24 protein-coding genes are annotated in these 23,485 nt (G+C 68.8%); 17 read left to right on the top strand and 7 right to left on the bottom strand.

The window, feature by feature from the left end; genetic code table 11:
* The first annotated feature begins 106 nt into the window (after positions 1-106).
* A complete protein-coding gene (locus ACIQCY_RS10545) occupies positions 107-937 on the top strand; it encodes a sigma-70 family RNA polymerase sigma factor (RefSeq protein ID WP_400483844.1) in 831 nt (276 codons plus the stop codon).
* A gap of 63 nt (positions 938-1,000) precedes the next feature.
* Here ACIQCY_RS10545 and ACIQCY_RS10540 read toward each other — a convergent pair whose 3' ends face one another.
* Complete coding sequence (locus tag ACIQCY_RS10540) at positions 1,001-1,990, bottom strand: glycosyltransferase family 9 protein (RefSeq protein WP_400483843.1); 990 nt, start codon at positions 1,988-1,990, stop codon at positions 1,001-1,003.
* A gap of 154 nt (positions 1,991-2,144) precedes the next feature.
* Here ACIQCY_RS10540 and ACIQCY_RS10535 point away from each other — a divergent pair, with 154 nt between their 5' ends.
* The 7 genes from ACIQCY_RS10535 (at position 2,145) to ACIQCY_RS10505 (ending at position 8,930) form a co-directional block, all read left to right on the top strand.
* Positions 2,145-2,693 (top strand): D-glycero-alpha-D-manno-heptose-1,7-bisphosphate 7-phosphatase, encoded by a 549-nt coding sequence (locus ACIQCY_RS10535; RefSeq protein ID WP_400483842.1) that lies wholly within the window; start codon positions 2,145-2,147, stop codon positions 2,691-2,693.
* Complete coding sequence (locus tag ACIQCY_RS10530; protein ID WP_400483841.1) at positions 2,690-3,793, top strand: glycosyltransferase family 9 protein; 1,104 nt, start codon at positions 2,690-2,692, stop codon at positions 3,791-3,793. Before ACIQCY_RS10535 ends, ACIQCY_RS10530 begins: the two co-directional genes overlap by 4 nt.
* Positions 3,790-4,791, top strand: coding sequence for a glycosyltransferase (locus tag ACIQCY_RS10525; protein WP_400483840.1), 1,002 nt, complete (start codon positions 3,790-3,792; stop codon positions 4,789-4,791). The genes ACIQCY_RS10530 and ACIQCY_RS10525 overlap by 4 nt, the downstream gene beginning before the upstream one ends.
* Positions 4,788-6,080 (top strand): glycosyltransferase, encoded by a 1,293-nt coding sequence (locus ACIQCY_RS10520; RefSeq protein WP_400483839.1) that lies wholly within the window; start codon positions 4,788-4,790, stop codon positions 6,078-6,080. Before ACIQCY_RS10525 ends, ACIQCY_RS10520 begins: the two co-directional genes overlap by 4 nt.
* Positions 6,077-6,778 (top strand): SIS domain-containing protein, encoded by a 702-nt coding sequence (locus ACIQCY_RS10515; protein ID WP_400483838.1) that lies wholly within the window; start codon positions 6,077-6,079, stop codon positions 6,776-6,778. Before ACIQCY_RS10520 ends, ACIQCY_RS10515 begins: the two co-directional genes overlap by 4 nt.
* Positions 6,775-8,142 (top strand): PfkB family carbohydrate kinase, encoded by a 1,368-nt coding sequence (locus ACIQCY_RS10510; RefSeq protein WP_400483837.1) that lies wholly within the window; start codon positions 6,775-6,777, stop codon positions 8,140-8,142. Before ACIQCY_RS10515 ends, ACIQCY_RS10510 begins: the two co-directional genes overlap by 4 nt.
* A gap of 62 nt (positions 8,143-8,204) precedes the next feature.
* Entirely contained in the window at positions 8,205-8,930 is a 726-nt protein-coding gene (locus tag ACIQCY_RS10505; protein ID WP_400483836.1) for an SDR family oxidoreductase, read from the top strand.
* On the opposite strand, the gene ACIQCY_RS10500 is transcribed toward ACIQCY_RS10505, so the two are convergent.
* Complete coding sequence (locus ACIQCY_RS10500; protein WP_400483835.1) at positions 8,896-10,047, bottom strand: glycosyltransferase family 9 protein; 1,152 nt, start codon at positions 10,045-10,047, stop codon at positions 8,896-8,898. The two genes, ACIQCY_RS10505 and ACIQCY_RS10500, sit on opposite strands and share 35 nt — an antisense overlap.
* A gap of 283 nt (positions 10,048-10,330) precedes the next feature.
* On the opposite strand from ACIQCY_RS10500, the gene ACIQCY_RS10495 reads away from it, so the two are divergent.
* From ACIQCY_RS10495 to ACIQCY_RS10475, 5 genes are all read left to right on the top strand, one after another.
* Complete coding sequence (locus ACIQCY_RS10495; protein ID WP_400483834.1) at positions 10,331-11,743, top strand: aldehyde dehydrogenase family protein; 1,413 nt, start codon at positions 10,331-10,333, stop codon at positions 11,741-11,743.
* Positions 11,743-13,302, top strand: a complete 1,560-nt coding sequence (locus ACIQCY_RS10490; RefSeq protein ID WP_400483833.1) for a PfkB family carbohydrate kinase — start codon at positions 11,743-11,745, stop codon at positions 13,300-13,302. The genes ACIQCY_RS10495 and ACIQCY_RS10490 overlap by 1 nt, the downstream gene beginning before the upstream one ends.
* Positions 13,299-14,162, top strand: coding sequence for a glycosyltransferase family 2 protein (locus tag ACIQCY_RS10485; protein ID WP_400483832.1), 864 nt, complete (start codon positions 13,299-13,301; stop codon positions 14,160-14,162). The genes ACIQCY_RS10490 and ACIQCY_RS10485 overlap by 4 nt, the downstream gene beginning before the upstream one ends.
* Before the next feature lie 63 nt (positions 14,163-14,225).
* Positions 14,226-14,414, top strand: a complete 189-nt coding sequence (locus ACIQCY_RS10480; protein WP_400483831.1) for a DUF2795 domain-containing protein — start codon at positions 14,226-14,228, stop codon at positions 14,412-14,414.
* Between the two features lie 69 nt (positions 14,415-14,483).
* Entirely contained in the window at positions 14,484-15,494 is a 1,011-nt protein-coding gene (locus ACIQCY_RS10475; RefSeq protein WP_400483830.1) for a cation diffusion facilitator family transporter, read from the top strand.
* A gap of 78 nt (positions 15,495-15,572) precedes the next feature.
* On the opposite strand, the gene ACIQCY_RS10470 is transcribed toward ACIQCY_RS10475, so the two are convergent.
* From ACIQCY_RS10470 to ACIQCY_RS10460, 3 genes are all read right to left on the bottom strand, one after another.
* On the bottom strand, positions 15,573-16,049 hold the full coding sequence (locus ACIQCY_RS10470) for a VOC family protein (protein WP_400483829.1): 477 nt from the start codon (positions 16,047-16,049) through the stop codon (positions 15,573-15,575).
* Positions 16,050-16,178: 129 nt separating this feature from the next.
* Positions 16,179-16,889, bottom strand: coding sequence for a hypothetical protein (locus ACIQCY_RS10465; RefSeq protein WP_400483828.1), 711 nt, complete (start codon positions 16,887-16,889; stop codon positions 16,179-16,181).
* 44 nt (positions 16,890-16,933) lie between these two features.
* Positions 16,934-17,176, bottom strand: a complete 243-nt coding sequence (locus ACIQCY_RS10460) for a hypothetical protein (protein WP_400483827.1) — start codon at positions 17,174-17,176, stop codon at positions 16,934-16,936.
* Between the two features lie 580 nt (positions 17,177-17,756).
* On the opposite strand from ACIQCY_RS10460, the gene ACIQCY_RS10455 reads away from it, so the two are divergent.
* On the top strand, positions 17,757-18,389 hold the full coding sequence (locus ACIQCY_RS10455) for a DUF3800 domain-containing protein (protein WP_400483826.1): 633 nt from the start codon (positions 17,757-17,759) through the stop codon (positions 18,387-18,389).
* A 167-nt stretch (positions 18,390-18,556) separates the two neighbouring features.
* Here ACIQCY_RS10455 and ACIQCY_RS10450 read toward each other — a convergent pair whose 3' ends face one another.
* Entirely contained in the window at positions 18,557-19,330 is a 774-nt protein-coding gene (locus tag ACIQCY_RS10450; RefSeq protein WP_400483825.1) for an AAA family ATPase, read from the bottom strand.
* Between the two features lie 534 nt (positions 19,331-19,864).
* Between ACIQCY_RS10450 and ACIQCY_RS10445 the strand changes: the two genes are divergently transcribed.
* Positions 19,865-20,326, top strand: a complete 462-nt coding sequence (locus ACIQCY_RS10445; protein ID WP_400483824.1) for a hypothetical protein — start codon at positions 19,865-19,867, stop codon at positions 20,324-20,326.
* Between the two features lie 94 nt (positions 20,327-20,420).
* Entirely contained in the window at positions 20,421-21,032 is a 612-nt protein-coding gene (locus ACIQCY_RS10440; protein WP_400483823.1) for a hypothetical protein, read from the top strand.
* Here the strand turns inward: ACIQCY_RS10440 and ACIQCY_RS10435 are convergent.
* Entirely contained in the window at positions 21,009-21,806 is a 798-nt protein-coding gene (locus tag ACIQCY_RS10435; RefSeq protein ID WP_400483822.1) for a hypothetical protein, read from the bottom strand. The genes ACIQCY_RS10440 and ACIQCY_RS10435 overlap by 24 nt on opposite strands.
* Before the next feature lie 328 nt (positions 21,807-22,134).
* Here ACIQCY_RS10435 and ACIQCY_RS10430 point away from each other — a divergent pair, with 328 nt between their 5' ends.
* Positions 22,135-23,394 (top strand): hypothetical protein, encoded by a 1,260-nt coding sequence (locus tag ACIQCY_RS10430; protein ID WP_400483821.1) that lies wholly within the window; start codon positions 22,135-22,137, stop codon positions 23,392-23,394.
* Positions 23,395-23,485: the final 91 nt, after the last annotated feature.

The following is a 23,485-nucleotide window of genomic DNA, read 5'->3' as shown; positions in this document are numbered from 1 at the left end:
GAAGACTTCGGCGAAAAACCGCTGAGAAGGCAAAAAGTGCTTGCGTACTAAGCATGCTGATGTTTTGTTGGGAGGCGTGAGTGTCCAACGCCTGACGGAGAACAGCATGCAGAGTACCGCCCTACCCCGACCGACCGACGCCGACCGCCAGGGACAACCCGCGGACGCATCCGTCGTCGGGCACGGGGCGGACGACGGCGCGTACCAGGAGCGTCCCCTGAAGGCGGCACTGCAGGACGACATCGCCCTGCGGCACATGGACATCGCGGAATCGGTGGCGCGGTCGTTCGCGGCAACGGGCCCGGAGGCGTCGGACATCCGCCAGGTCGCGTACCTCGGGCTCATCAAGGCCGTGCAGCGGTTCAACCCCGCGCGGGGCATCGCCTTCGCCTCGTTCGCCGTCCCGACCATCAACGGCGAGATCAAGCGGTACCTGCGGGATTCGTGCTGGGTGGTCCGGCCGCCGCGGGAGGTCCAGGACCTCCGCACCGAGATCGCCAGGACGGCGCCCGCCATGGCTCAGCGCCTCGGGCGCGAAGCGACCGCCCGCGAACTGGGGCTCGAGCTGGGCTGGCCCGAGGAGAAGATCCTCGAAGCGCAGGCCTCCCATTCCAGCCTGCGCCCCGACTCCCTCGACGCGCCGTTCGAAGGCCGCAGCTGGGCCGACACCCTGGCGACCGACTCCAACGGCATGGAGCGCAGCGACGACATGATCTCCCTGCGCAGCGCCGTCAACGAACTCGACAGCAGCGAGAAGGAACTCCTCTACCGCCGCTACTTCATGGAGCAGACCCAGCAGGGGATCGGCGACGAGCTCGGCATGTCCCAGATGCAGGTGTCCAGGACGCTGGCGCGGATCCTGGTCAAGCTGCAGAAGCGGCTCCTCGGCGCACCTGCCGGGCAGGACCAGCGCCCCGCGCGGTCGAGCATCGCCTGAGAAGCTGCACCCGCTGAACCTCGGGTCGGTCCGTGTGCGGAGTCCGGGAGGGCTCCGGCGCGCCTAGGAGATGCCGTGGTCCGCCGCTGCGGCCAGCACCTGCTCCACGGTCACGGCCAGGAGGGCCGGATCCGGGGTGGGGGAGAACGTCTCGCCGACGCGCAGCGATTCATCCGTCAGGACGGTGTGGGGTCCGGGCGGCGGCCCCCACGAGGACACCGGTGCCGGCCCGAAGAGGATGACCGACGGCCTCGCGTAGGCCGACGCGAGGTGGGCGGCCCCCGTGTCGGCGGAGATCACGAGGGACGCATCCGCGATCAGTCGCGCGAAGCGGTCGAGGGGGAGGTTCCCCGCCGCGACGGACTCCTCGGGCAGCCCGGCGGCGTCGGCGACCGCGAGGGCGCGCGGTCGCTCCTTCCCGCTCCCCGTGAACACCACCCGATGACCGGCCGCGGCCAGGGAACGCGCCACTGCCGCGAACCGCTCCACGGGCCACAGGCGGCTGCCGTAGGCGGCTCCGACATGGACGACGACGGCGCCGGGGGCGTGGCTCTCGCCGTCGGGCACCCGCAGGCGGCAGTCCAGCGGATCGGCAGGGACCCCGTGCCAGCTGACGAGCGAGGCCCAGCGCTCGCGTTCGAGGGCGTCGTTGTCCCACTCGGGGCCCTCCCAGCCCGGCGAGCGGTGGCCCAGAAGGCGTCTCGCGCCGATCTCCTCGAGGCGGCCCCTGCTCTCGGCCCCGTTCCCGTGCAGGTTCACGGCCAGGTCGATCCGCCCGTGCTCGATGGGCAGGGGGTCGTCGAGTCCGTGGGTGGGCAGCAGGTCGTCGATCGCGTCGGTCAGCCCGACGATGGGCCGGAGCCATTCCTGCGCCGCGTAGAGGATGCGGTGGTCCGGGAAGGCCCGGCGCAGTCCCTTCAGTGCCGGCACCGCCACGAGGAGGTCACCGAGCTTGAGCGCCCGCAGGGCCAGGATCTCGGGGCGTCCGTCCGGAGCGGGAGTCGATGCGGGGATCTGGCGGGCGCTCGCGGCGCTGGTGCCCTCGGAAGTCATGCGAATCATCCTGCCAGAGGATCAGGTGCCACCCGTCGCACGCCGGCCATCGCACGCTGCCGTCGGCGGCCCCGCCGGGGTGCGGGCGGGACGGCCGGAGAAGAAGTTCGGCACAAAGTGTTTAGTACTGCTTCTTCTCGGGAACTAAGCCTGTATGCATACTTCGGCCGGACGTCCACGGACAGCGCCCCGGGCGGTCCTGTTCGACCGCGACGGGACCATCGTCGTGGACGTCCCCTACAACGGCGACCCTTCCCTCGTGCAGCCCATGCCCGGAGCCCGCGAGGTCCTCGACGGACTGCGCTCACGCGGTATCCCCGTCGGCGTGGTCACCAACCAGTCCGGGATCGCGCGGGGCTACGTCACGCGGGAGCAGGTCGACGCCGTCAACGCGCGCGTCGAGGAGCTGCTCGGGCCGTTCGACGTGTGGGAGGTCTGCCCCCACGGTTCCGACGACGGCTGCCCGTGCCGCAAACCGGCACCCGGCATGGTCCTCTCGGCCAGCGCGCGCCTGGACCTCGAGCCGTCCGAGGTCGCCGTGATCGGGGACATCGGAGCCGACATGGGCGCCGCTGCCGCCGCCGGTGCCCGGGCCGTACTGGTGCCGACCGACATCACGCTCGGGGAGGAGATCCGCTCGGCTCCGGCCGTCGCCGCGGATCTCGCCGGCGCCGTCGCCGCGCTGTGGGCGGAGGGCCCGTGAGGCGCCGCGTCCTCGTCGCCCGCCTCGACAGCGCCGGCGACGTCCTGCTGGCCGGACCGGCCGTCCGCGCCATCGCCGCCGGGGACCACGGGGACTCACCGAACGACGTCGTCATGCTGTGCGGGCCGCAGGGCGCGGCCGCGGCCCGCCTGCTGCCCGGCGTCGTCGACGTCCTCACCTGGTCCGCGCCCTGGATCATCGATCCCGCCCCCGAGCCCACGCCCGAGCTGATGGGCGAGCTGCACGACGCCGTGGTGGCCCTCGGCGTCGACGAGGCGGTTCTCCTGACCTCCTTCCACCAGTCACCGCTGCCGCTCGCGCTGCTGCTCCGGCTCGCCGGGATACGCCGGATCGCCGGGGCCTCCGTCGACTACGCGGGGTCGCTCCTCGATGTCCGCCTCAAGCCGGGGGAGGACTTCCCCGAGGACCAGCCGGAGGCCGAGCGCGCGCTCGGTATCGCGGAGGCCGCCGGCTACGCGCTGCCGCCCGGCGACGACGGCAGGCTCCAGGTCGCCGACCTCACGGACGCCTCGGACCTCGTGGGCAGGGGCCCGTACGTCGTGGTCCACCCGGGCGCCTCAGTGCCCGCCCGCGCGTGGCCGCCCCTGCACCACGCGGCCGCCGTCGAACTCCTCACCGCGGCCGGGTTCCGCGTCGTCGTCACGGGAGGACCGAACGAGACCGACCTGACCTCGACCGTCGCCGGCCCCGAGGCCCTGGACCTCGGCGGCCGGACCGACCTCGCCACGCTGGGATCCGTCCTCGCCGGGGCATCCGTGGTCATCACCGGCAACACCGGCCCGGCGCACCTCGCGGCGGCTGTCGGCACTCCCGTGGTGTGCCTGTTCTCGCCCGTGGTGCCGGCCATCCGCTGGGCACCGTACCGCGTGCCGGTGGAACTCCTGGGTGACCAGGACGCCGCATGCGCCCTCAGCCGCGCGCGCATCTGCCCGGTGCAGGGCCATCCGTGCCTGTCCAATGTCTCCCCGGAGGACGTCGTGGACGCCGTCCTCCGCCTCAGTTCCGGAATATCGTCACTCGGCTCACGCCGCAGCATCGGCCGCTCCGATGGCCGCAGAACAACGAGGGGAAACCGATGAGGATCCTGTTATGGCACGTCCACGGCGGCTGGACCGACGCCTTCGTGCGCGGTGCGCACACGTACGTGCTGCCCACCACGCCCGACGGCGGCGCATGGGGCCTCGGCCGGGCCGGGCGTGACTGGCCGGTGTCCGTCATCGAAGTGGCGCCGGAGGACCTGGCGGATGCCGACATCGATGTCGTCGTCCTGCAGAGGGTCGAGGAGATCGCCGAGTGCGAGCGGCTCCTGGGGCGCACGCCCGGCCGCGACCTGCCGGCGGTGTTCCTCGAGCACAACACTCCGCGGCGCGACATCGTGGGCACGGTCCATCCCCTGGCGGGCCAGGCGGACATCCCGGTCCTCCACGTCACGCACTTCAACGAGCTCTTCTGGGACAACGGTGGTGCGAGGACGAAGGTCATCGAGCACGGCATCGTGGACCCGGGCTACCTCTACACGGGGGAGCTGGAACAGCTCGCCGCGGTGATCAACGAACCCGTCCGCCGCGGCAGGATCACCGGGACCGACCTGCTGCCGCGCTTCGCCGGCGTCGCCCCGCTCGAGGTGTTCGGCATGGGGACGGACAGTCTCGCCGACGCGCTGGACCTCGGACCCGGAGAACTGCGCATCGGGGGCGACCTTCCCATGGCGGAGCTCCACGCCCGGCTCGGGCGCTCGCGGGCCTACGTCCACCCCCTGCGCTGGACCTCCCTCGGACTCTCGCTCCTCGAGGCCATGCATGTCGGGCTTCCCGTGCTGGCACTCGCGACGACGGAGGCGGCACGCGCGGTCCCCGCGGAGGCCGGGGCCATCTCGACCAGCATCGACGACCTCGTACGGATGGCAGCACGCCTCATCGACGATCCGGACGAAGCCCGGACACGGGGACTGGCCGCACGGGAGGCGGCACTCGCACGGTACGGGCTCGCCCGGTTCCTCGCCGACTGGGACGACGTCCTGGAGCAGGAACCGATGCGTCACCGTGTCCTGGCGGTTACAGAAAGGAAAGCGCAGTGAGGATATCGATGGTGTCTGAGCATGCAAGCCCGCTCGCGGCCCTGGGGGGAGTCGACGCCGGCGGACAGAACGTCCACGTCGCCGAACTGTCCCTCGCGCTCGCCCGGCGGGGACACGAGGTCACGGTGTATACGCGGCGTGACGATCCCGCGCTGCCGGACCGCGTGCGGACCGACCCCCGGCTGGAGGTCGTCCACGTCACCGCAGGGCCCGTCCGCAGCGTCCCCAAGGACCTGCTGCTGCCGTACATGGGCGAGTTCGCCGAAGGGATCGTCGAGGACTGGGGCCAGGACGCACCGGACATCGTGCACGGACATTTCTGGATGTCGGGTATCGCCGCGCTCGACGCCGCCCGCCAGTCACGGAGCGCTGGCCGCCCCGTGCAGGTCGTCCAGACCTTCCACGCCCTCGGCACCGTCAAGCGGCGCCACCAGGGGGCGGAGGACACCAGCCCGTCCGAGCGGCTCATGCTCGAGGCGATGGTGGGACGCAGCGCGGACCGGATCGTCGCGACGTGCTCCGACGAGGTGTTCGAGCTCAAGGCGATGGGCGTCCCGGGCAGCCGGGTCTCGATCGCCCCCTGCGGCGTCGACCTCGAGCTGTTCACGCCCAGGGGTCCCGTGGAGGACCGCGGCCGCGCGCACCGCATCGTGAGCGTCGGCCGGCTCGTGCCCCGCAAGGGCATGGACCTCGCCATCCGCGCCCTGCGTCAGCTCGCCGAGCGTGGGCAGGACGACGTCGAACTCGTCATCGTGGGGGGTGCAGGCAACTCGACCGGGCTCGAGGACGATCCCGAGGCGCAGCGCCTCCGCGCGCTGGCCGCCGAGCTCGGCGTCGCCGACCGCGTGGTCCTGCGGGGGCAGGTGTCCCGGGCGGAGATGCCCGCCGTCCTCCGCAGTGCCGACGCCGTCGTCTGCGCACCCTGGTACGAGCCGTTCGGCATCGTCCCGCTCGAGGCCATGGCCTGCGGCGTCCCCGTGGTCGCCGCAGCCGTCGGCGGCCTCGTCGACACCGTGGTGGACGGCAAGACCGGCCTCCATGTACCGCCCCAGGACCCGGCGGCCATCGCCGTCGCAGTCGCCGAGATGCTGGCGGATCCCGCATGGGCCCGCGAACTCGGCGACAACGGCTACCGCCGCGTGAAGGCCCGGTACTCGTGGAGCAGGATCGCCGCCGACACGGAGAGGGCCTACCAGACGGCCCTCAACGCGGCAGCGCCGGCACAACCGGCCACGGCGCGGCGGAGCGCCGCGCGTCGACTCGAAAGCACGGGAGGCAGGGCACTGTGACCACACACATCTCCGACGTATCAGCGGACACGCGCATCGACGCCGCGGGACGGGCTGCAGCTGCGCCGGCCGGGGGCAGGACCCCGGGCAGCCTGGACCAGGTCCAGACGGATTCGCGGCGGCTCGTGACGGACCACCTGCGCGCCGTCACCCCGGCCATCGAGTCCCTCCTCCAGAATGTCGGCACCCTCGCCGGCTGGGGGGTGGAGATGGCCGATCGCCTGCTGGCCGGCCAGCGCCTCCTCGCCGCGGGCAACGGGGGCTCGGCCGCCGAGGCCCAGCACCTCACCGCCGAACTCGTGGGCCGCTTCGACGGCGAACGCGAACCGTTCTCCGCGATCTCCCTCCACGCCGAGAGCTCCGCGGTCACGGCGATCGCCAACGACTACGGCTTCGACCGCATGTTCGCCCGCCAGGTGAGCGCCCACGGCCGGCAGGGAGACATCCTCGTGCTCCTGAGCACGAGCGGGAAGAGTCCGAACCTGCTGCACGCGGTGGACGCGGCGCGCGACGCCGGGATCACCACCTGGGCGCTCACCGGGGCGGGACCGAATCCGCTGACCGAGCGCGTCGACGACTTCGTGGCGATCGACGCGAAGTCCGCGAACGCCCAGGAGGGCCACCTGATCGCCCTCCACGCGATCTGCAGGGCCTTCGATGCCGAAGTGCACCGCCGCCGCCAGGAGGAGAAGCGATGAGGATCGTGGTGGTCGGGGACGTACTGCTCGACACGGACCTGTCCGGCGGTGCCGGCCGGCTCTCTCCCGACGCACCCGTGCCCGTCGTCGACGTCGACGCCGTCCAGCGCCGCGCCGGTGGTGCAGGCCTCGTGGCCCGCATGCTGCAGGCCGACGGACACGACGCCGTCCTCGTGACCGTCCTCGGCGAGGACGACGCCGCCGGGCTGCTGCGCGCAGAGCTCGAGGGCATCACCGTCGTCGCCGGTCCCTCGGGCGCCCCGACGCCGGTGAAGACCCGGGTGCGCGCTTCGGGCCAGCCGGTGGTGCGCTTCGACGAAGGATGCGCGAAGCCGCCCGTGCCGGGCTGCACCGAGGAGATGCTGACCGCACTCGACGGTGCCGACGCGATCATCGCAGCCGACTACGGCCGCGGCCTGCTCGCCAACGGGGGGTTGCGCGCCCGGCTGGAAGCCCTCACCGGGTCCACGCCGGTGGTCTGGGACCCCCACCCCTCGGGGGTGCAGCCTGTCCCGGGCGTCGCCGCGGTGACCCCGAACATCGGCGAGGCCCTCCGCTTCGCGGACGTGCAGGGGACCGGCACGCAGGCCGCGGCGGCCGCCGCCGACGTCCTGCTGGAGGCCTGGGGGAGCCGGGCGGTGCTCGTCACCATGGGAGAGCACGGCGCGCTCGTCGCCGCCGCCGGGCTCCTGCCCCAGGTGGTGCCCGCACCCCGCGTGAGCGCCTCCGACCCCTGCGGTGCGGGCGACCGCTTCGCCTCCGCGCTCGCCGTCGGGCTCGCCGAGGGAGCCGCGATCGACGCCGCCGCGCAGCAGGCGACGGAATCCGCAGCCCGCTTCCTCGGCTCCGGTGGCGTGAGCGCCATGGGCAACCGGCGGGAGGATGCGCCGCAGCAGCTGCCCGTCGACGGCCTCGACGCCCTCAACGTCGCTCGCCGGACGCGCGAGGCGGGCGGGACGGTCGTCGCCACCGGCGGATGCTTCGACCTCCTCCATGCCGGCCACGCACGGACGCTCGCCGCCGCGCGCCAGCTGGGCGACTGCCTGATCGTCTGCCTCAATTCGGACGAGTCGGTGCGGGGGCTCAAGGGCGAGAACCGGCCCATCATCAAGCAGGAGGACCGCGCCGAACTGCTCTCCGCCCTCGAGTGCGTCGACGCCGTGCTCGTCTTCGGCGAGTCGACGCCGGAGAACGCCATCTCCCGCCTGCAGCCCGACATCTGGGTCAAGGGCGGCGACTATGCGGCGGAGGACCTCCCCGAGGCCGCGCTCGTGAGCAGCTGGGGTGGCAGGACCGTCACGGTCCCCTACATCCCGGCCCGCTCCACCACCAAACTTGCAGCCGCCCTCGCACGAGTCGGCTGACGGGCTGCAGATCCGTGCCCGGTCCCTTCCGGCGGCCGGCACACGCAACGAAAGGAACGAACATGACCGAGAACGCAACGACCACCGCAGGAACTCCGGGCTTCAACCCGGGACGCGTCCTGGTGACCGGCGGAGGCTCCGGCCTCGGCGCGGCCATCGTGCAGGGCGTGATCGCCGCGGGAGGGACCCCCGTGGTGCTCGACCGCGACATCAGCCGCGTGACGGGCGTCAAGGCCTTCGAGGTCGACGTCGCCGACCGCGAGGCCGTGGAGGCAGCGGTCCGCGAGGCGGCCGAGATGATGGACGGCCTGGACGCCGTCGTCACCGCCGCCGGCATCGACCGGTGCGGAGCGCTCGACACGGTGCCCGCCGACCAGTGGGAGAAGGTGATCGGCGTGAACCTCATGGGCACCGCATCGACCGCCCGTGCCGCGCTGCCGTACCTGAAGAAGACGCACGGCCGCGTGGTCACGATCGCCTCGACGCTGGGCATCAAGGCCGTCGGCGACGCGACGGCCTACTGCGCCTCCAAGTTCGGGGTCATGGGCTTCTCGCAGGCCCTGGCCGCCGAGACGGCGGGCCAGATCGGCGTCACGACGATCATCCCCGGCGGCATGAAGACGCGGTTCTTCGACGACCGCGACGAGCAGTACAAGCCGCAGGACGACTCACGCCTCAACGACCCCGAGCGCGTCGCCGAGGCGATCCTCTTCGCGCTCTCGCAGCCCAAGAGCTGCGAGATCCGCGAGATGGTCATCGCCCACGCAGAAGAAGGCTCGTGGCCCTGAGTTCGGCCACGTCCGCGTAGACGGCGTCGGGCTGGACGGTAGCGACGAACGAGTCATCGTGCTCGCAGCGTTCCGCCGTCCAGCCCACCTGCGTGACATCCACCCCGCAGACGGGGCAGTGCGTCACCCACGAGAAATGCACGCGGTGGAGCGTCCGTCCCATCGCCCCCGCGTTGATCACATTGCCGATCCAGTAGACGCCCACGGTCGGCGTGCCGACGGCCTGGGCGAGGTGGCGGGGGCCGCTGTCGTTGCCGACCATGACGGCGCTGCGGTCCAGGACCCCCGTCAGCTCGCCGAGGGTCAGCCGGCCGGCGAGCGACCGGACGTCCGCCGTCGGGTCCTGCTCGAGCGCCAGGCGCACGATCTCCTCGGCCGCCGGGACATCCGTCGGGTCCCCGACCACCACCACCTCGCAGCCGTCCGCGGCAGCACGCACCGCGACCTGGGCGAACGACGACGACGGCCACCTGCGGCGCGGGTCGGTGGCACCGGGGTGCAGTGCCACCAGCGCGCCCCCACGGGTCAGCTGCGCCGCGCGGTCGGCTTCAGCGGGCAGCACCTGCACCCGGGGCTCCAGGTCCACCGGCACGGCCCCGGCCAGCCCCACGACCTCCAGCGCGCGGAACACCTCGTGCTGGTAGTAGACGTAGGGAATGGTGCGCTCGAGTGCGACGGCGTCGGGAGTGCGGGTGCCGACGGTGTGGCGGGCCTCCAGCCGCAGGAGGAACGGATTGGAATTGCGGCCGCCGCCGTGCAGCTGGACGGCGAGGTCGAAGGACCCCCGGATGCCGGCGAAGAACCGGTCGACGGTTCCGGGATCCTCGTCGCCGGGGCGGACGCCGGGGGAGGCGGGGAGTTCCAGCACGGCGGACACCGGCCCCGGCCTGCCGGTGAGCAGGGCGGCGTGCCCGGGCATGCCCAGGAGCGTGATCTCGGCCTCCGGGTACCGGTGCTTCAGCGCGGAGATGGCCGGCAGGGCGAACATGAGGTCACCGAGGCCGCCTCCGCGCAGGACGGCGATCCGTCGGATGTCCTCGAACGGTGCGAGCACGGGTCCCACGGACCGCGCCGTGTCCTGTCGCCCGCCGAAATCCGCCGTCGTGTCCTGCTGCATGGAGTCCTTCCCCGTTCCTGTCCCTGGTGACCCTCGAGTGCCGCCCGGCCGTCGTCCTGCCCCTCCATCCCTACACAGCGGTGCTCCCGCTGCCCACGGCTGTGCCCGGGGCGGACGAGCCGCCGCGCGTCCTCCTGCCACCATATGCTAAGCGTGCTGATGACTGCGCGGGTGCGGCGCAGAAATCGGCCGGTGCCGTGTGTGAACGCGCCGGAGCTGGGTACGGGACCACTAGCCGCAGGCTGCGAACGGGCCGCGGCGGTACACGACATCAAGGAGCGCAATGTCCATCAACTCCCAGGCACACCCCCTGCTTGATGTGCAGGACGACGAGTCCATCACCATCCACGACCCGAGCGACGGCAGCGAGGTGGGGACTCTCCCGTGCGCCGCCCGTGAGCAGGTGGCACTCGCGATCTCCCTCGCCCGCACGGTGCAGCCCGAGTGGGCGGCCACGAGCCCGGCGGTCCGCGGCGCAGCACTCCGCAGTGCGGCAGCGGCGCTGCGGGCAGGTGCCCGGGAGCTGGCCGAACTCAACACCCGCGAGACCGGCAAACCCCTCGAGGACGCCCTGGGCGGGATCGAGGCAGGGATCTCCACCCTCGAGCAGTACGCCGAACTCGGGCCGGTGCACCGCGGGCTCAGCCTCCGCGGAGCCGTCACCGCCACCGACTACACCGTCGCCGAGCCGCGCGGGGTCGCCGTGCTGCTGACCCCCTGGAACGATCCCGTGGCCGTGGCGGCCGGCCTGATCGGCGCGGCGCTCGTCACGGGCAACGCCGTCATCCACAAGCCGAGCGAACGGTGCCCGCACGTGGGCGAACTGCTCGGGCGCCTGCTGCAGCCGGCCTTCCCGGACGGCGTCTTCACCACGCTGACCGGAGGGGCCGGAGTGGGCCAGATGATCACCATGGAGACGGGCGTGGACGTCTTCGCGCACGTCGGGTCCAGCGCCACCGGAGCACGGATAGCCCGTGCCGCGTCCCTCACCGGCGCCCACGTCATCCGTGAGAACGGTGGCAACGATCCGCTGATCGTGGACGCCGATGTGGACCCGGTGTGGGCGGCGGGCCAGGCGGCGCTCGGCGCCTTCGCCAACGCGGGCCAGATCTGCACCTCGGTGGAGCGCATCTATGTGCACCGGGCCGTCGCCGAGCCGTTCCTGGCGGCGCTGGCCGAGGAGGCTCGCGGCCGCAACACGAGCGGGACGTTCCCGCCGCTGGTGGACCGCCGCATGCGGGAAACCGTGGACGGCCAGGTCGGCGAGGCCCTCCGCCAGGGTGCGCAGTGCCTCGAGGGCGGCGCGGTGCCGGACGGGCCGGGCGCGCACTACCCCGCCACGGTCCTCACAGACTGCACCGGGGCGATGACCGTCATGACGGAGGAGACCTTCGGGCCCGTGGCTCCCGTCACCGTCGTCGACAGCTTCGAGGAGGCGCTTCGGCTGGCCGCGGCGGGCCCCTACGGCCTCGCGGCATCGGTGCTGACCGGCAGCATCGCCCACGCGCAGCGGGCCATCGCCGGGCTGGCCGTCGGCACGGTCAAGGTCAACGCGGTGTTCGGAGGGGCGCCCGGCGGATCCGCGCAGCCCCGCGGCATCAGCGGAGCGGGCTTCGGGTACGGCCCGGAGCTGCTCGACGAGTTCGCCCTCGTGAAGGTCGTGCACATCAGCTCACCCCCGCAGGAGAACGACTGATGGACGATGAGCTGCAGGACCGCCCCGACGAGGGTGTGCCGGGTACGAACGACGGCGTGAGCGACCTGGCGGAGGTCCGCGGGCTCGCGGCCTGGGTCCCGGCCGCCATCGCCGATCGTGCGCCGCACGTCACCGTGGTGGGCGACGCGATGCTGGACGGCTGGTGGAGCGGCACCATCGAGCGCTTCTGCCGCGAGGCGCCGGCACCGGTCGTCGACATCACGCGCCGCGACTATGCGGCGGGCGGCGCGGCGAACACCGCCATGAACCTCGCCGCCCTGGGGGCGAGGGTCCGCATGTGCGGCCTGATCGGTACCGACGACGCCGGGCGGCGCCTGCGCGGCATCCTCGAGGACGCCGGCGTGGACACCACGCACCTCGTGCAGGACCCGCAGGTGGGCACCACCACGAAGTACCGGATCCTCGGTGGGGACCAGGTGATGCTCAGGCTCGACGACACGCATGACGGCCTTCCCGCGGCGGCGGTCACCGCGCTCGCCGCCAGGATCCCCGACGCCGTGGCCGGCGCCGACGCCGTCGTCGTGTGCGACTACGGCTCGGGGGCACTCGGCGAGGAGGTCCGGGCGGCGCTCGGCCATGCCTCGAGCATCGAGCCGGGAACGCTCGTCGTCGTCGACGCGCACGACACCGCGGCCTGGTCCGCGCTCGGCCCGGACATCGTCACCCCGAATGCGCAGGAGGCCGCGCAGGTCCTCGCGACGCGCCTCGATCCGCGGTCCGACAGGGCTGCGACGGTGGCCGAACGGCGGACGGAGCTCCTCGCGGCCACGAACGCCGCCGCCGTGGTCGTCACCCTGGACCGCGACGGTACGGTGCTGCTCGGGCAGGACGGCGAGGAACACCGCACCTGGGCCAAGCCCGCCACCGAGAAGCAGGCCTCGGGCGCGGGGGACACGTTCGTGGCGAGCCTCACGGCTGCACGCGCGGCCGGCCTGCCGCTCACCACGAGCCTCGACCTCGCGCAGGCCGCCGCCGACGTCGTCGTGCACCGGCCCGGCACCTCCGTCTGCACGACGGCGGACCTGACGGGCCATCTCCAGCAGTTCGCGGACACCGCACTGGCGACGGCCGACCTCCTGCGCAGGGTCGAGGAGGACCGCGCGGCCGGGAAGCGGATCGTGCTCACCAACGGCTGCTTCGATGTGCTGCACCGGGGCCACACCCGCTACCTCAACCAGGCGAAGCAGCTGGGCGACGTCCTCGTGGTGGCGCTGAACGACGACGACGGCGTCCGCAGGCTCAAGGGCCCCGATCGGCCCATCAACCCGATCGCCGACCGCGCGGGCATCATCGCGTCGCTGAGCTGCGTCGACTACGTCACCGTCTTCGGGACCGACACCCTGGTCCCGCTCATCGAGCTGCTGAAGCCGGACGTCTATGCGAAGGGCGGCGACTACACAGCCCAGATGCTGGAGGAGGCGCCGGCCGTCGAGGCCTGTGGCGGAAGGGTCAGCATCCTCGACTACGTGCCGGAACGGTCCACCGCGGACGTGGTCCGAAGGATCCGGTCGACGCGCGTGGCGGGGGACGCGCCGTGACACCGCGCTGGTCGGGGGAGTGGGCGCTGGACCCGGCCCGGGAGGAAGCCGTCGTCGATGTGCTCATCCCGTCCTTCGGGCGTCCGGCCGAGCTCGCGGTGACCCTGTCCGGACTCGCGGCGCAGGAGGGTGTCCCGTTCCGCGTCATCGTCAGCGACCAGACCGACGACGACGCCGCGTCCCTCGGCCAGCCGGCCGTCCGCGCCATGGTGCGGGTGCTCGAGGCCCAGGGACGGACGGTCCGGCTCGAGCGCCACCTGCCCCGCAGGGGTCTGGCCGAGCACCGGAACCACCTCCTCGGACTGGCCGGCGCGCCGCTCGTCCTCTTCCTCGACAACGATGTCTGGCTCGAACCCGGGTCGCTGCACCGCATGGTGAGGGCACTCAGGGCCGCTGGGTGCGGATTCATCGGGTCCGCCGTCCAGGGCCTGTCCTACCTGGACGACCGCAGGCCCCACGAGCGCACGGAGCTGGCCCTCTGGCCCGGCGACGAGGTGCTGCCGGAGCGGATCCGACCGGACACGGAGGGCTTCGCCCGCTGGCCGCTGCACAATGCGGCGAACCTGGCACACGCCGCCGCCGAACTCGCCATCCCGCCGGGCGGGTGGAGGCTGTACCGCGTCGCCTGGGTGGGCGGGTGCGTCCTGTTCGACCGCGAGGCACTCCTGGAGTGCGGCGGATTCGACTTCTGGGACAGGCTCCCGCCCGACCACGCAGGAGAGGACGTCGCCGCCCAGTGGCGCGTCATGGAACGCTTCGGCGGGGCGGGCATCATCCCCTCGGGAGCCGTGCACCTCGAGGCGCCCACCACGGTGACCGACCGTGCCATAGACGCTGCCCACGTGATCCTGGGCCAGTGACGGTGCTCCCGCCCCGGGAACACCACAGTGCAAGGCAATCGAACCGATACGAAGGAGCACCACATGGCAGATCCGAGCCCGATCGACATCCAGAAGGCCCTGGGCGGCATGGACTACCCGGCATCGAAGGAGGACCTCGTCAAGCACGCGACGGAGAAGGGCGCCGATGACAGCGTCCTCGAGACGCTGGGCAACCTCCCCGACCGCGAGTTCGACTCGCCGACGGACGTGAACAAGGAAGCATCCAAGTAGTACCGGATCGGCGGCGGTGCTCTCCCGCGGAGGACCGCCGCCGACGCACGGCCCTCCCGGAAGGACGGCATGAAGAACCAGCCATCGCAGGACTCAGGCTCGGGCCGCCCCGACGGGACGGGACGGCGTAGGCCGAAGGGTGGGGAGGGCGCACTGACCGTCGTCATCGCGTTCGTCGCCAACCTCCTGGTGGCCGCCGCCAAGACGGTCGCCGCCGTGCTCACCGGCTCGGCCTCGATGACGGCGGAGGCCGCCCACTCGTGGGCCGACACCGGGAACCAGATCTTCCTGCTCATCGCCGAGCGCAAGTCCAGGCGCCACCGGGACCGCTCGCACCCCATGGGCTACGGCCGCGAAGCCTATGTCTGGTCGATGTTCGCGGCCTTCGGGCTCTTCACCGCCGGAGCCGTCGTGTCCATCACGCACGGCGTGCAGCAGCTGCTCGAACCCGAGCCGGCCGGGGACTACGGGATCGCGTACATCGTGCTCGCGGTGGCCTTCGTGCTCGAGGGGGTCTCGTTCAGCCAGGCGTTCCGGCAGGCGCGGAAGGCAGGCCAGGAGCGTGGCACCTCCACGCTGCAGAGCGTCTCGACGACGTCGAACCCCACCCTCCGTGCGGTCTTCGCGGAGGACGCCGCCGCGCTGGTCGGCCTCGTCATCGCGTTCCTCGGCATCCTGCTGCACCAGCTGACGGGCTCGTCGATCCCGGACGCCGTCGGTTCCATCCTGGTCGGCGTCCTCCTCGGGGTGATCGCCGTGATCCTGATCGACCGCAACCGGCGGTTCCTCGTCGGGCAGGCCGTCTCCCCGGCACTCCTCGAATCGGTGGCGGCGCGCCTGGCTGCACACGCGAGCATCGAGCGCGTGACCTACCTGCACCTGGAGTACGTGGGACCCGAGCGCCTCTACCTCGTGGCCGCGGTGGATCTCGTGGGCGACCGCAGGGAGCACGACGTCGCCGTCGCCCTCCGCGCCGTCGAGCGCGACGTCGAGGAGCACGAGCGCATCGAGGAAGCCGTGCTCACGCTCTCCACGCCGGACGAGCCGACCCTGACCTTCGGGGCAGGCGCGCACGTCTGACCCCCGGGCATCAGATCCGGTCATCAGAGCCCGGGGACCAGAGGGTCGGGGATCAGTGCGTGTTGATCAGTGCGTGGATCAGACGCCGGTGGCCTCACCGGTCACGTCCACCGGGGCGGCTGCCGGCGCGTCCTGGCCCGCAGCGGGGGACCCGGCGATGTTCACCATCCAGGTGACGCCGAACCGGTCGAGGCACATGCCGAAGCTGTCGCCCCAGGGCGACTCGGCCAGGGGGACGATCACGCTCCCGCTTCCGGAGAGGGCCTCCCAGTACCCGCGGAGCTCCGCCTCGTCGTCACCGCTGATCGAGAGGGAGTGCCCGGACGGCGCGCTGTACTCCATGCTGTTCGGCGTGTCGGCCGCCATGAGCACCTGGCCCGAGGGGGTGGTCAGCATCGAGTGCATGACCTTTCCCTGCTCCGCCGGATCCTCGCTGACCTGGTACTCGGCGAAGGTGCTGCGCTGGAGCTCCCCGCCGAACACGGACCGGTAGAAGTCCATCGCCTCGCCGGCGGTGTCCCGAAAGCTGAGGTAGGTGTTGATCGTCGCTGCCATGGTGCCTGCTTCCCGCCCGGTGGCTTCCGCCACGCCTTTTCGGTGATGGGTGCGATTATCGTCCAGCCGGGGCACGCAGGGAAGGCACCCCTGCGGGAGGGCGGTGCACGGAAGCCGCGCGTGCGTGGATCAGGACGGCGAAGGCTCGGGGCGGGTGCCGATTGCCCCCGCGATCTTCTCCTCGAGGGAGGTGATCGTGGCATCGGGCAGGACGATCAGGCCGTCGAGTTCCCGGCGTGCACGGCGGTAGGCGGTCTGCCGTTCGGCCGCGGTCGCGGCGTCGTCGATGGCCACCGTGACGAATTTGCGCGCCCGTTCCAGGCGCTGGCGCTCCTGGGCGCTGAAGCCGCTCGCCCGAACGCGGCGCGCCTCCGTCTCGGCCACCTGGAACGCGACGTCGTAGGAGGTGACGGCGGACCGGTAGGCGGAAAGGTCCTCGGCCGACACGGTCGCGGGATCCGCCGGGCGCAGGGAGTCGGCCTCGCGCTTGGCCCGGAGGAAGGCGACCGTGAGCGGTTCACGGACATCGGTCATGGTGGGGTAGTCGATCAGTTTCGCGGCGTCGAGCTCGTAGGACAGCCACCTCCGGTCCACCTCGTCATGCCGGCGCCCGAGGTGCTGGACATCCCTCTCGCGTCCGTGCGGCTGCTCGGGAGCCCGGTCGGGGCGCCCGGGTGCTCCCTGTGCCAGGGAGGGGTGCTTCAGGCGGTAGAGCTCCACCTTGCGCTGGTGGCGTCGCTCGCCCGCTTCCGACCACTTCCGTCCCCAGACGGCGAACACGCCCGACAGCGGGAAGACCAGCCACCAGTAGTCCCCCGCGAAGGACAGGATCTCGTTCACCCGTCCATCGTAGGCCCGTCCCCGCGGGAACGGAGGTGCGTGCGTCAGTCGTTGGCGTCCTCGCGCCGGGGATACCGCCTTCGCGTCCTGCGGAAGAGCGACACGAGGACCAGCACGCCGACGAGAAAGTGCAGGAAGGAGAGCGACGGCAGGACGGTCAGGAGCAGGACCATCACCAGGGCGAGGAGGATGGTCAGCTGCACGAACGAGAGGTAGTGCGCCGGGATCGGCCGGGGCCAGGCATGGAATTCGATGGTGGGCGGTTCGTCCGCCGCGTTCCTGAACATGGGGTCCTCCGGGAGTCGGATACCAGCCATCGTGCAGGAGGCGCCAAACGCGGTGCAACGGGTGATCTGGAGGAGGAGGGGACTTGACGCAGGCTGTTCCGGCAGGCCGGTCGGAACCCGGAAAGAACGAATCCCCGCCCTCCAGGCGCCGAGACCTGAAGGACGGGGATTCGAGGTGCAGCCCTCGGGACTTGAACCCGAAACCCATTGGTGGAGGGTCAGCGCCCTTTGACAAATCAAAGGGTGAACGATTAGTGATCAATTCAGCCCCGCATTCACGGGGAAGTAGGGCTATCAAAGCCCTATCCAGTTTAGAGTCGTTCATTCTATGGCCGAAGACGTCGACAATAGACTTAGACTCAACTTGGAGCCGTTAGCTCCTGCCTACAGCGCGGTGCCGGAGTAGTTGCTCCGTCGTTCTCCTCCGGTCCCGCCCTACGGACTGCGCGGGGACGGAGCGGCCCTTCGGTCCCTCTCTGTACCCGTACTGTTCGCCCTCTACCATTAGGCAAGCTCTACAGCCCTGTGGACAACGCCCTGCCGACTTTGGAGAGTTCGTTGCCTGGGGGAAGATGTACAAGTGCACATCTTCATAGACGACTCGGGCGACGGGGGCTTCAAGTTCGACTCGGGCTCCAGTAGCCATCTCGTCATGGCCGCATGCGTCTTCCGCGATCCCCAGCAAATCGAACTGCTGAACAAGTGCATCGCGAACTGTGCTGCTCACAACGGGTTGCGGACTGAGTTCAAATACTTCAAGACGAAGGAGCGAGTGAAGGATTGCTTCTTCGATTGCACCAAGCCCGTGGAGTACAGCATCCGGGCCATTTACATGGACAAGTCGAAACTCTGGAGTCCGAAGCTTCGTAGTAGCCCGAGCGCGCTCAAGAGCTATGCAATCCGGCAGCTGCTCTCCAAGGGGTTTGGCACGATCCACGACGCGAAGGTGATCATCGATGGCCAGGATACGAAAGCCTTTGGGATGAGCGATCACAACTACATCATGAACATGGCGAATCGCGAGAACCCGGGGGCCATCCGCAGGATCACCTATGGTGATTCGAAGCAGAACGTGGGGATCCAGTTGGCGGATATGGTGGCTGGTGCGATCAACCGGGGAGTGCGCACGCACAAGCCGGCTGATACGAAGCACCTGGCCATCATCAAGCCACGGACTTGGCAGCCACAAGGAACGCTCTGGCCGTTCGGCTGATGTGAAGGGCGACCCGCCGCTCTATCTTCACGAGGAAGAACGCGCGCCATACGGGGACTATTCGAACGGCGGGTCTCGGTACCTCGATTCTTGCACAAACTTATGCACCAAACAACGATACTTATCCACATACAGTCCACAATTTATCCACAGAATCGGTTCCGGGCTCAGGAATCTACGCGTTGTGGGTGGGAAGGATGAGGTTCTGAACGCCGACCCCGGTTCTTGATGACGTCGAGGGTGTCGAGGAACCTGCCGACCTCGGTGTTGTCGTTCTCGCTGACACCGGTGAAGGCGCGGGCGAAGGGGTCCACGATCCAGTTCGTGCTCTCGTGGTCGGCGAGCCAGCCGACGGTCCAGTCCTCTACGTATTTGACGGTGACGGGCATGCGGAAGCCGCGGAGGTTGAGCAGGGACACCATGTCGGTGTTGTCGACGTTGAGCTCCCGCAACCACTTCCGGTAGAGCCGGTCATCGACCTCGTAGTTGAAGATCGCGGTGCGGCCGCTGTCGGGGTGCACCGAGTACTTGCCAAGAAAGTCGATCTGGTCGGCGAAGGACTTGGCGAGGTTGTTGATGGTGGTGGACCTGCCGGTCTTGAACTGGGCGGTGAGGAGGACGTTGCCGCCCATGGGGAGCAGCTGGTCGACGGCATAGTCGAGGGGCGGGTCCGCGATGAGGAGCTCGGCGGTGAGGGTGGGGCGTGAGGGTGGGACGCGGAACTGTTTGAGGTTCTCCTCGGCGTCGAGGATTTGTCGTGCTTCCCTGCGGGCGCGTTCACGTTCGACTTCCTGCTGCACGGCTTGGTGGCGTTGCAGTTGGAGGAGGAAGGCGCGGTCGGCGTCGGTGAGGTCCCCGTCGCCTTGGACGCGTTCCTCAAGGTCGTCGGGCTTCTCGGCGATCGCGGGTGCGGGGATGGTGGTGGGTTCGGGGAGGAGCATGGGCGGTGGTGCCTGACGGGGGTGTTCCGCTCCTGCCCCGAGCCCGGACGCGAGGGTCGCGGCGATCTCGTCGCGGGGGAGCCCGCAACCGAGGGCGGCCTGGGTGAGGTGGTCGTGGACGGTTGCGTGGGGCAGCTCCCCGCCGGCAACGAGCTGGCTGAGGCTGAATGCGGCCCGGTTGAGGGCGTGGTTCCTGGTGCCTTCGGGGGCGGTGGTGACGTTCGCGCATTCGCGGTTGAGTGCGGCGAGGGCGTACGGGGTCGCCCGTCGAGGGTGAGGAGTTGGTGCACGGTTGCTGCGGGTTGCCCGTCGTCGCCGACCGAGTCCCCGTACTTCTGCTTGACGCTCTTGAGGAAGCTCAAGATGTCTCCTTCCAAGGCCATTGCATGCTATTTGGAATGAACGAGGGCGCGGATGAGCGCGGCAGCACCCCGCATTCCGCGGACCGGATGAGCTGCGTTTTGTCGATCGCCCCAAACCAAGCCAAGATGCTCTTGGTCGAAAGTCGACTTTGAACAGAGGTGTGGGGGTCCTATGGGCGGGTTGATTCAGTACGGAGTTTTTGTAGGAGGCCTTTGGGCGCTCTCCCTGTTGGGGTTGAAGGCCATTCGGGACGCGGATGGCGTGGGGAAGGCAACCAAAGAGGCGGCGACGGTCGCCATCCTCGCGACTAACTTCGTGAGCAGTATGGCGGCTGCTTTCGTCCTCGGTGTCGCTGCGCTGCAGACGGCTGGAGGTGGCCTCCTCGCAGTGGCGCTTTTTCTCGTCCCGTTCATTGCCATGCTTGTTTCCTACTTGCGAGCCAAGAGCAAAAAAGGATGGGCCGCGGTTGTATTCTTTGGCTCGATTGTCGCGACCATTGGCCTTTGCGTCGTGACCAATATGGTGGACGCCCTGAACACAAATCTGACGTTGGGTGAGGCCACGAACACAGTCCTGACGCCTGGCTCGACAAAAGTTGAGCCAGGCCCGACACCTACTCAGTCGAACGGCTAAGTAGGTGAGACCTTGTGATGCAGGCGGTCCCATCACTTGCGCCATTCTCGAAATATCAGAGGAACTTGGTGGGGGGCCTTCGCTTTTCGAGTGGATGACACTGGGGTTGATCCCGATGCTTTCCGCGTTAGCCACGTTCGGCGCCTTGCTCGCTTCGATCCTCATAGCCAAGCAGGCCAGGTCGCAGGCGCACGAGTCTGAGGCAGCCCGGCTCGCTTCCGAAGCGGCACGCCTTGAATCGAACCGCAAGCAACGCTTTGTCGACGCGATCAGCAGTTTCTTGAATGCAATTCCGGAGTATCTAGACGCTCGAAAAGCGTATGAACAGGAAATGCAGGTATATAAGGTCAACGGCCCTTTCTCTGGCGGTAGGGTGTCAACCGCCCCGTTCGCGCCATCTTCCTCGGCCTTGATCGCTCGGCTAGCTACAGCTGAACTGAATGCGAGCGCCGCGGAAGGCTTGTTAGTTGAGCACGTTCGCAATGTTGTGCTGCTCGATGGGAGCGTGGACGAATATGCACGTCGGCGCCGCATCGCCTCCCTTCCGGCTCTCGTTGTCCATTGGAATCGAGGGCAGGATCTCGATAAGGAACGGGTGATCACCACACTTGCTGATCTGTCGCACACGAAAGATTCCGAGTCGATCGTGGCGATTCTGGAGCGGTACCAACGGTCCCAGGCGTCAGCGCCTGACAGCGTCGAGTAGGCGTTTTCGTAATCGGGCGTCATTCGCTGATCCCGGGTGCCGCTGCGCCAACCGCAATGAGATCGCGCGCCGCTGGCGGGTGACTGCGTTGCCTGCCTTCTTGACCTGCTCGCGCTTGTTCCCGGTCATGATGTAGTCGTGCGGGAAGGCCATACCCGCGGTGATCTCGCGGGGCTCTAGTATCCGGAACTCGCACTCGTTGACGTCGGGCACCGTCCATTCGGTGATGCCGTGGTGCTGCCCGCCGGCGGAGAACGTACCGAACGGATCCGACACGGGCGCGTTGGATGCGGCCAGGTGCTCGGGGCTGGTGCCGCGCATGGTGGTGACCATGGCGAACTGGTCGACCGTGGGGATGGTCGGGATGCTCCGGCTGACGGGGTGCATGACGCCGTTGCCGTAGTACTCCATGAGAATGTGGTGGCCCGGCTGGGTGATGAGCGACTGGTGGCCGGCAGTGGTGAGGGTCCGCATGACCTCGTGGGTGGGCGTCGACATCTCGGCCCCGCCCGTGTTGTTCCGCATGAGCAGTGGGGGCACGAGGACGCCGGTCTCGTTGCAGGTCGTCTGCGTCCGCATCGCCTCCATGGCGTGGCGCGCTTCCTTCCCATCGCGCCCTTCCACCGGCACGAGGAGTGCCTTCGACGCGGTGCCGTGCAGGGTGCGTAACGGGTCCGACGTCGGCCAGGCCCGCATGTACGCGGTCTCCTGCCCGAACTGCGGGTGCCGCGGGTCAGCCGCGTCGTAGGTGTTGCCGGCGGCCTCGAGGTGCACTGCCGGGCAAAGCGAAACCCGACAGCCGGCGAGAGCTAGTCGGGTTTCTACCGCTCCACGTTGAAGGAGAAGCGGCATCAATAGCATACCAATGATTCAGGGCTGCTAGAACGCCTTAGCCAAGCACCTGAAGGCGGGTCCGCCGATCAGCCGGTAATAGTGGAGCGTCCAAGACACGCGTTGCAACGCGGTGACTAACCAGTGCACTGCTCGACCCGCGTAGATCGCTGGCGTCGTAGCAGCTCGGCTATGGCTAGCGCATGTTGCGCTCATACGCTCGAACAAGCCGCCGCACTTTGCGCCCTCAGCCGTCGCTTAGGCTAGCCGAATGTCCCGCTCTGAAACAGCAGTCAGCGACGCAAAAGAACCGAAGCAAATCAATCTCGGGCTCCTGCTCTTCCTTGGCGTCAGTGTGTCGACGGTAGCTGTACTCCTCACTGCTTACTTCCTAGCCGCTTATGAAACCGGATCATTTGGATGGTGGACGCAGCCGGGTCGAATCACCCCGGACACGTCGTTCTCGATTATACGTAACTCGGTTACATTGGTCGCCGCACTCGGATTGGCCGCGACTCTATTTCTCTCCTACCGCAGGCAGCAAGCCGCTGAGAAAACCCTTCGCTTGACAGCTGATGCGCAGAAGATTGCAGCAGATGCACAAAAGACTGGAGTCGAAGTTCAGAAGACAGCAGCCGCTGCCCAAGTCACGGCCAATAAAAACTACGAACTAGCAAATCGGAATTTTGCATTGATCAGTGAGAAGCACGGCCTAGACGTAGTCGCCGCTCTAAGGGGTCGCTACGTGAGCGCGGCAGAGCAGCTAGGTAATACCTCGCCAGCAGTGCGCTTAGCCGGCATTTATGCACTTGCATCCTTAGCTGATGACTGGAGCGACAAGCACAATTACAAGGAACGCCAGGTATGCGTTGACCTGTTGACGAGCTATTTATCCCTGATGCAATCCGCTTCGGATGCTAGCGCTCCTACCCATTCGGAACGCGACACGATCTGGAGTTCCATCTTCGAGAGAGTTGCGGTCGACCGGACGAACAACGGCTGGCCACGGGCTGTAGTTAAGGTGCAGAACACGCGCATTGCTGAGCGTTTAGTTAAGCTCGATCTTGACTTCAAGGCGCTCGACTTTTCAAGCTCTCCAGTGGCTTCCTTATCGTTTGAAGATTGCCACTTCATCTCAGCCGAAGTGCGTCTCGACGCTGCTGAAGAGGGGGCATCTATCACATTCTCCCATTGCCAGTTCATCAGTGGGCTCGTCGTTTTCGACATTGGCTATTATTTTGGGACAGGCGAGGAAACTTGGACGGTGAACTTCATAGATTGCGAGTTCAAGGGTACTAGAATCTCACTGCAGGGGCAGACCCCTAGGGGAGGATATAGCTTTACGCGGTGCAATTTCTATGAAGCGTCTCCGGGGTTCTACGGAAAACCCGCCGCCTCATATTTGAGATTCTCCCAATGTCGCTTTTTCACCGATCCGCTGAAGGTGCTACATCGATCAGGATTATCAGTGCTAAGCATCACCGAGGAAAGAACTGACTGGCCAGGAACCATACTGATGACTGGCTATTAGCACGAATTCTTGAGCTAATAAGGCATGTCCCAGCTTTTTGAGGTGTCTGAAATATGCGCCCACCCGCTCACCCCGGGGATCAGTGACGAGT

Source organism: Arthrobacter sp. NPDC092385 (assembly GCF_044755105.1).
GTDB lineage: Bacteria > Actinomycetota > Actinomycetes > Actinomycetales > Micrococcaceae > Arthrobacter_D.
Note: the sequence above shows the minus strand (reverse complement) of the source record. Positions and strands in the feature narration are given on the sequence as shown.

Bases quoted from the DNA above. Each gene is read 5' to 3' on its own strand.
- ACIQCY_RS10545 (WP_400483844.1), top strand. From the start codon at position 107: ATGCAGAGTACCGCCCTACCCCGACCGACCGACGCCGACCGCCAGGGA.
- ACIQCY_RS10540 (WP_400483843.1), bottom strand. From the start codon at position 1,990: ATGACTTCCGAGGGCACCAGCGCCGCGAGCGCCCGCCAGATCCCCGCA.
- ACIQCY_RS10535 (WP_400483842.1), top strand. From the start codon at position 2,145: ATGCATACTTCGGCCGGACGTCCACGGACAGCGCCCCGGGCGGTCCTG.
- ACIQCY_RS10525 (WP_400483840.1), top strand. From the start codon at position 3,790: ATGAGGATCCTGTTATGGCACGTCCACGGCGGCTGGACCGACGCCTTC.
- ACIQCY_RS10510 (WP_400483837.1), top strand. From the start codon at position 6,775: ATGAGGATCGTGGTGGTCGGGGACGTACTGCTCGACACGGACCTGTCC.
- ACIQCY_RS10505 (WP_400483836.1), top strand. From the start codon at position 8,205: ATGACCGAGAACGCAACGACCACCGCAGGAACTCCGGGCTTCAACCCG.
- ACIQCY_RS10500 (WP_400483835.1), bottom strand. From the start codon at position 10,047: ATGCAGCAGGACACGACGGCGGATTTCGGCGGGCGACAGGACACGGCG.
- ACIQCY_RS10495 (WP_400483834.1), top strand. From the start codon at position 10,331: ATGTCCATCAACTCCCAGGCACACCCCCTGCTTGATGTGCAGGACGAC.
- ACIQCY_RS10490 (WP_400483833.1), top strand. From the start codon at position 11,743: ATGGACGATGAGCTGCAGGACCGCCCCGACGAGGGTGTGCCGGGTACG.
- ACIQCY_RS10480 (WP_400483831.1), top strand. From the start codon at position 14,226: ATGGCAGATCCGAGCCCGATCGACATCCAGAAGGCCCTGGGCGGCATG.
- ACIQCY_RS10475 (WP_400483830.1), top strand. From the start codon at position 14,484: ATGAAGAACCAGCCATCGCAGGACTCAGGCTCGGGCCGCCCCGACGGG.
- ACIQCY_RS10470 (WP_400483829.1), bottom strand. From the start codon at position 16,049: ATGGCAGCGACGATCAACACCTACCTCAGCTTTCGGGACACCGCCGGC.
- ACIQCY_RS10460 (WP_400483827.1), bottom strand. From the start codon at position 17,176: ATGTTCAGGAACGCGGCGGACGAACCGCCCACCATCGAATTCCATGCC.
- ACIQCY_RS10450 (WP_400483825.1), bottom strand. From the start codon at position 19,330: ATGCTCCTCCCCGAACCCACCACCATCCCCGCACCCGCGATCGCCGAG.
- ACIQCY_RS10445 (WP_400483824.1), top strand. From the start codon at position 19,865: ATGGGCGGGTTGATTCAGTACGGAGTTTTTGTAGGAGGCCTTTGGGCG.
- ACIQCY_RS10440 (WP_400483823.1), top strand. From the start codon at position 20,421: ATGACACTGGGGTTGATCCCGATGCTTTCCGCGTTAGCCACGTTCGGC.
- ACIQCY_RS10430 (WP_400483821.1), top strand. From the start codon at position 22,135: ATGTCCCGCTCTGAAACAGCAGTCAGCGACGCAAAAGAACCGAAGCAA.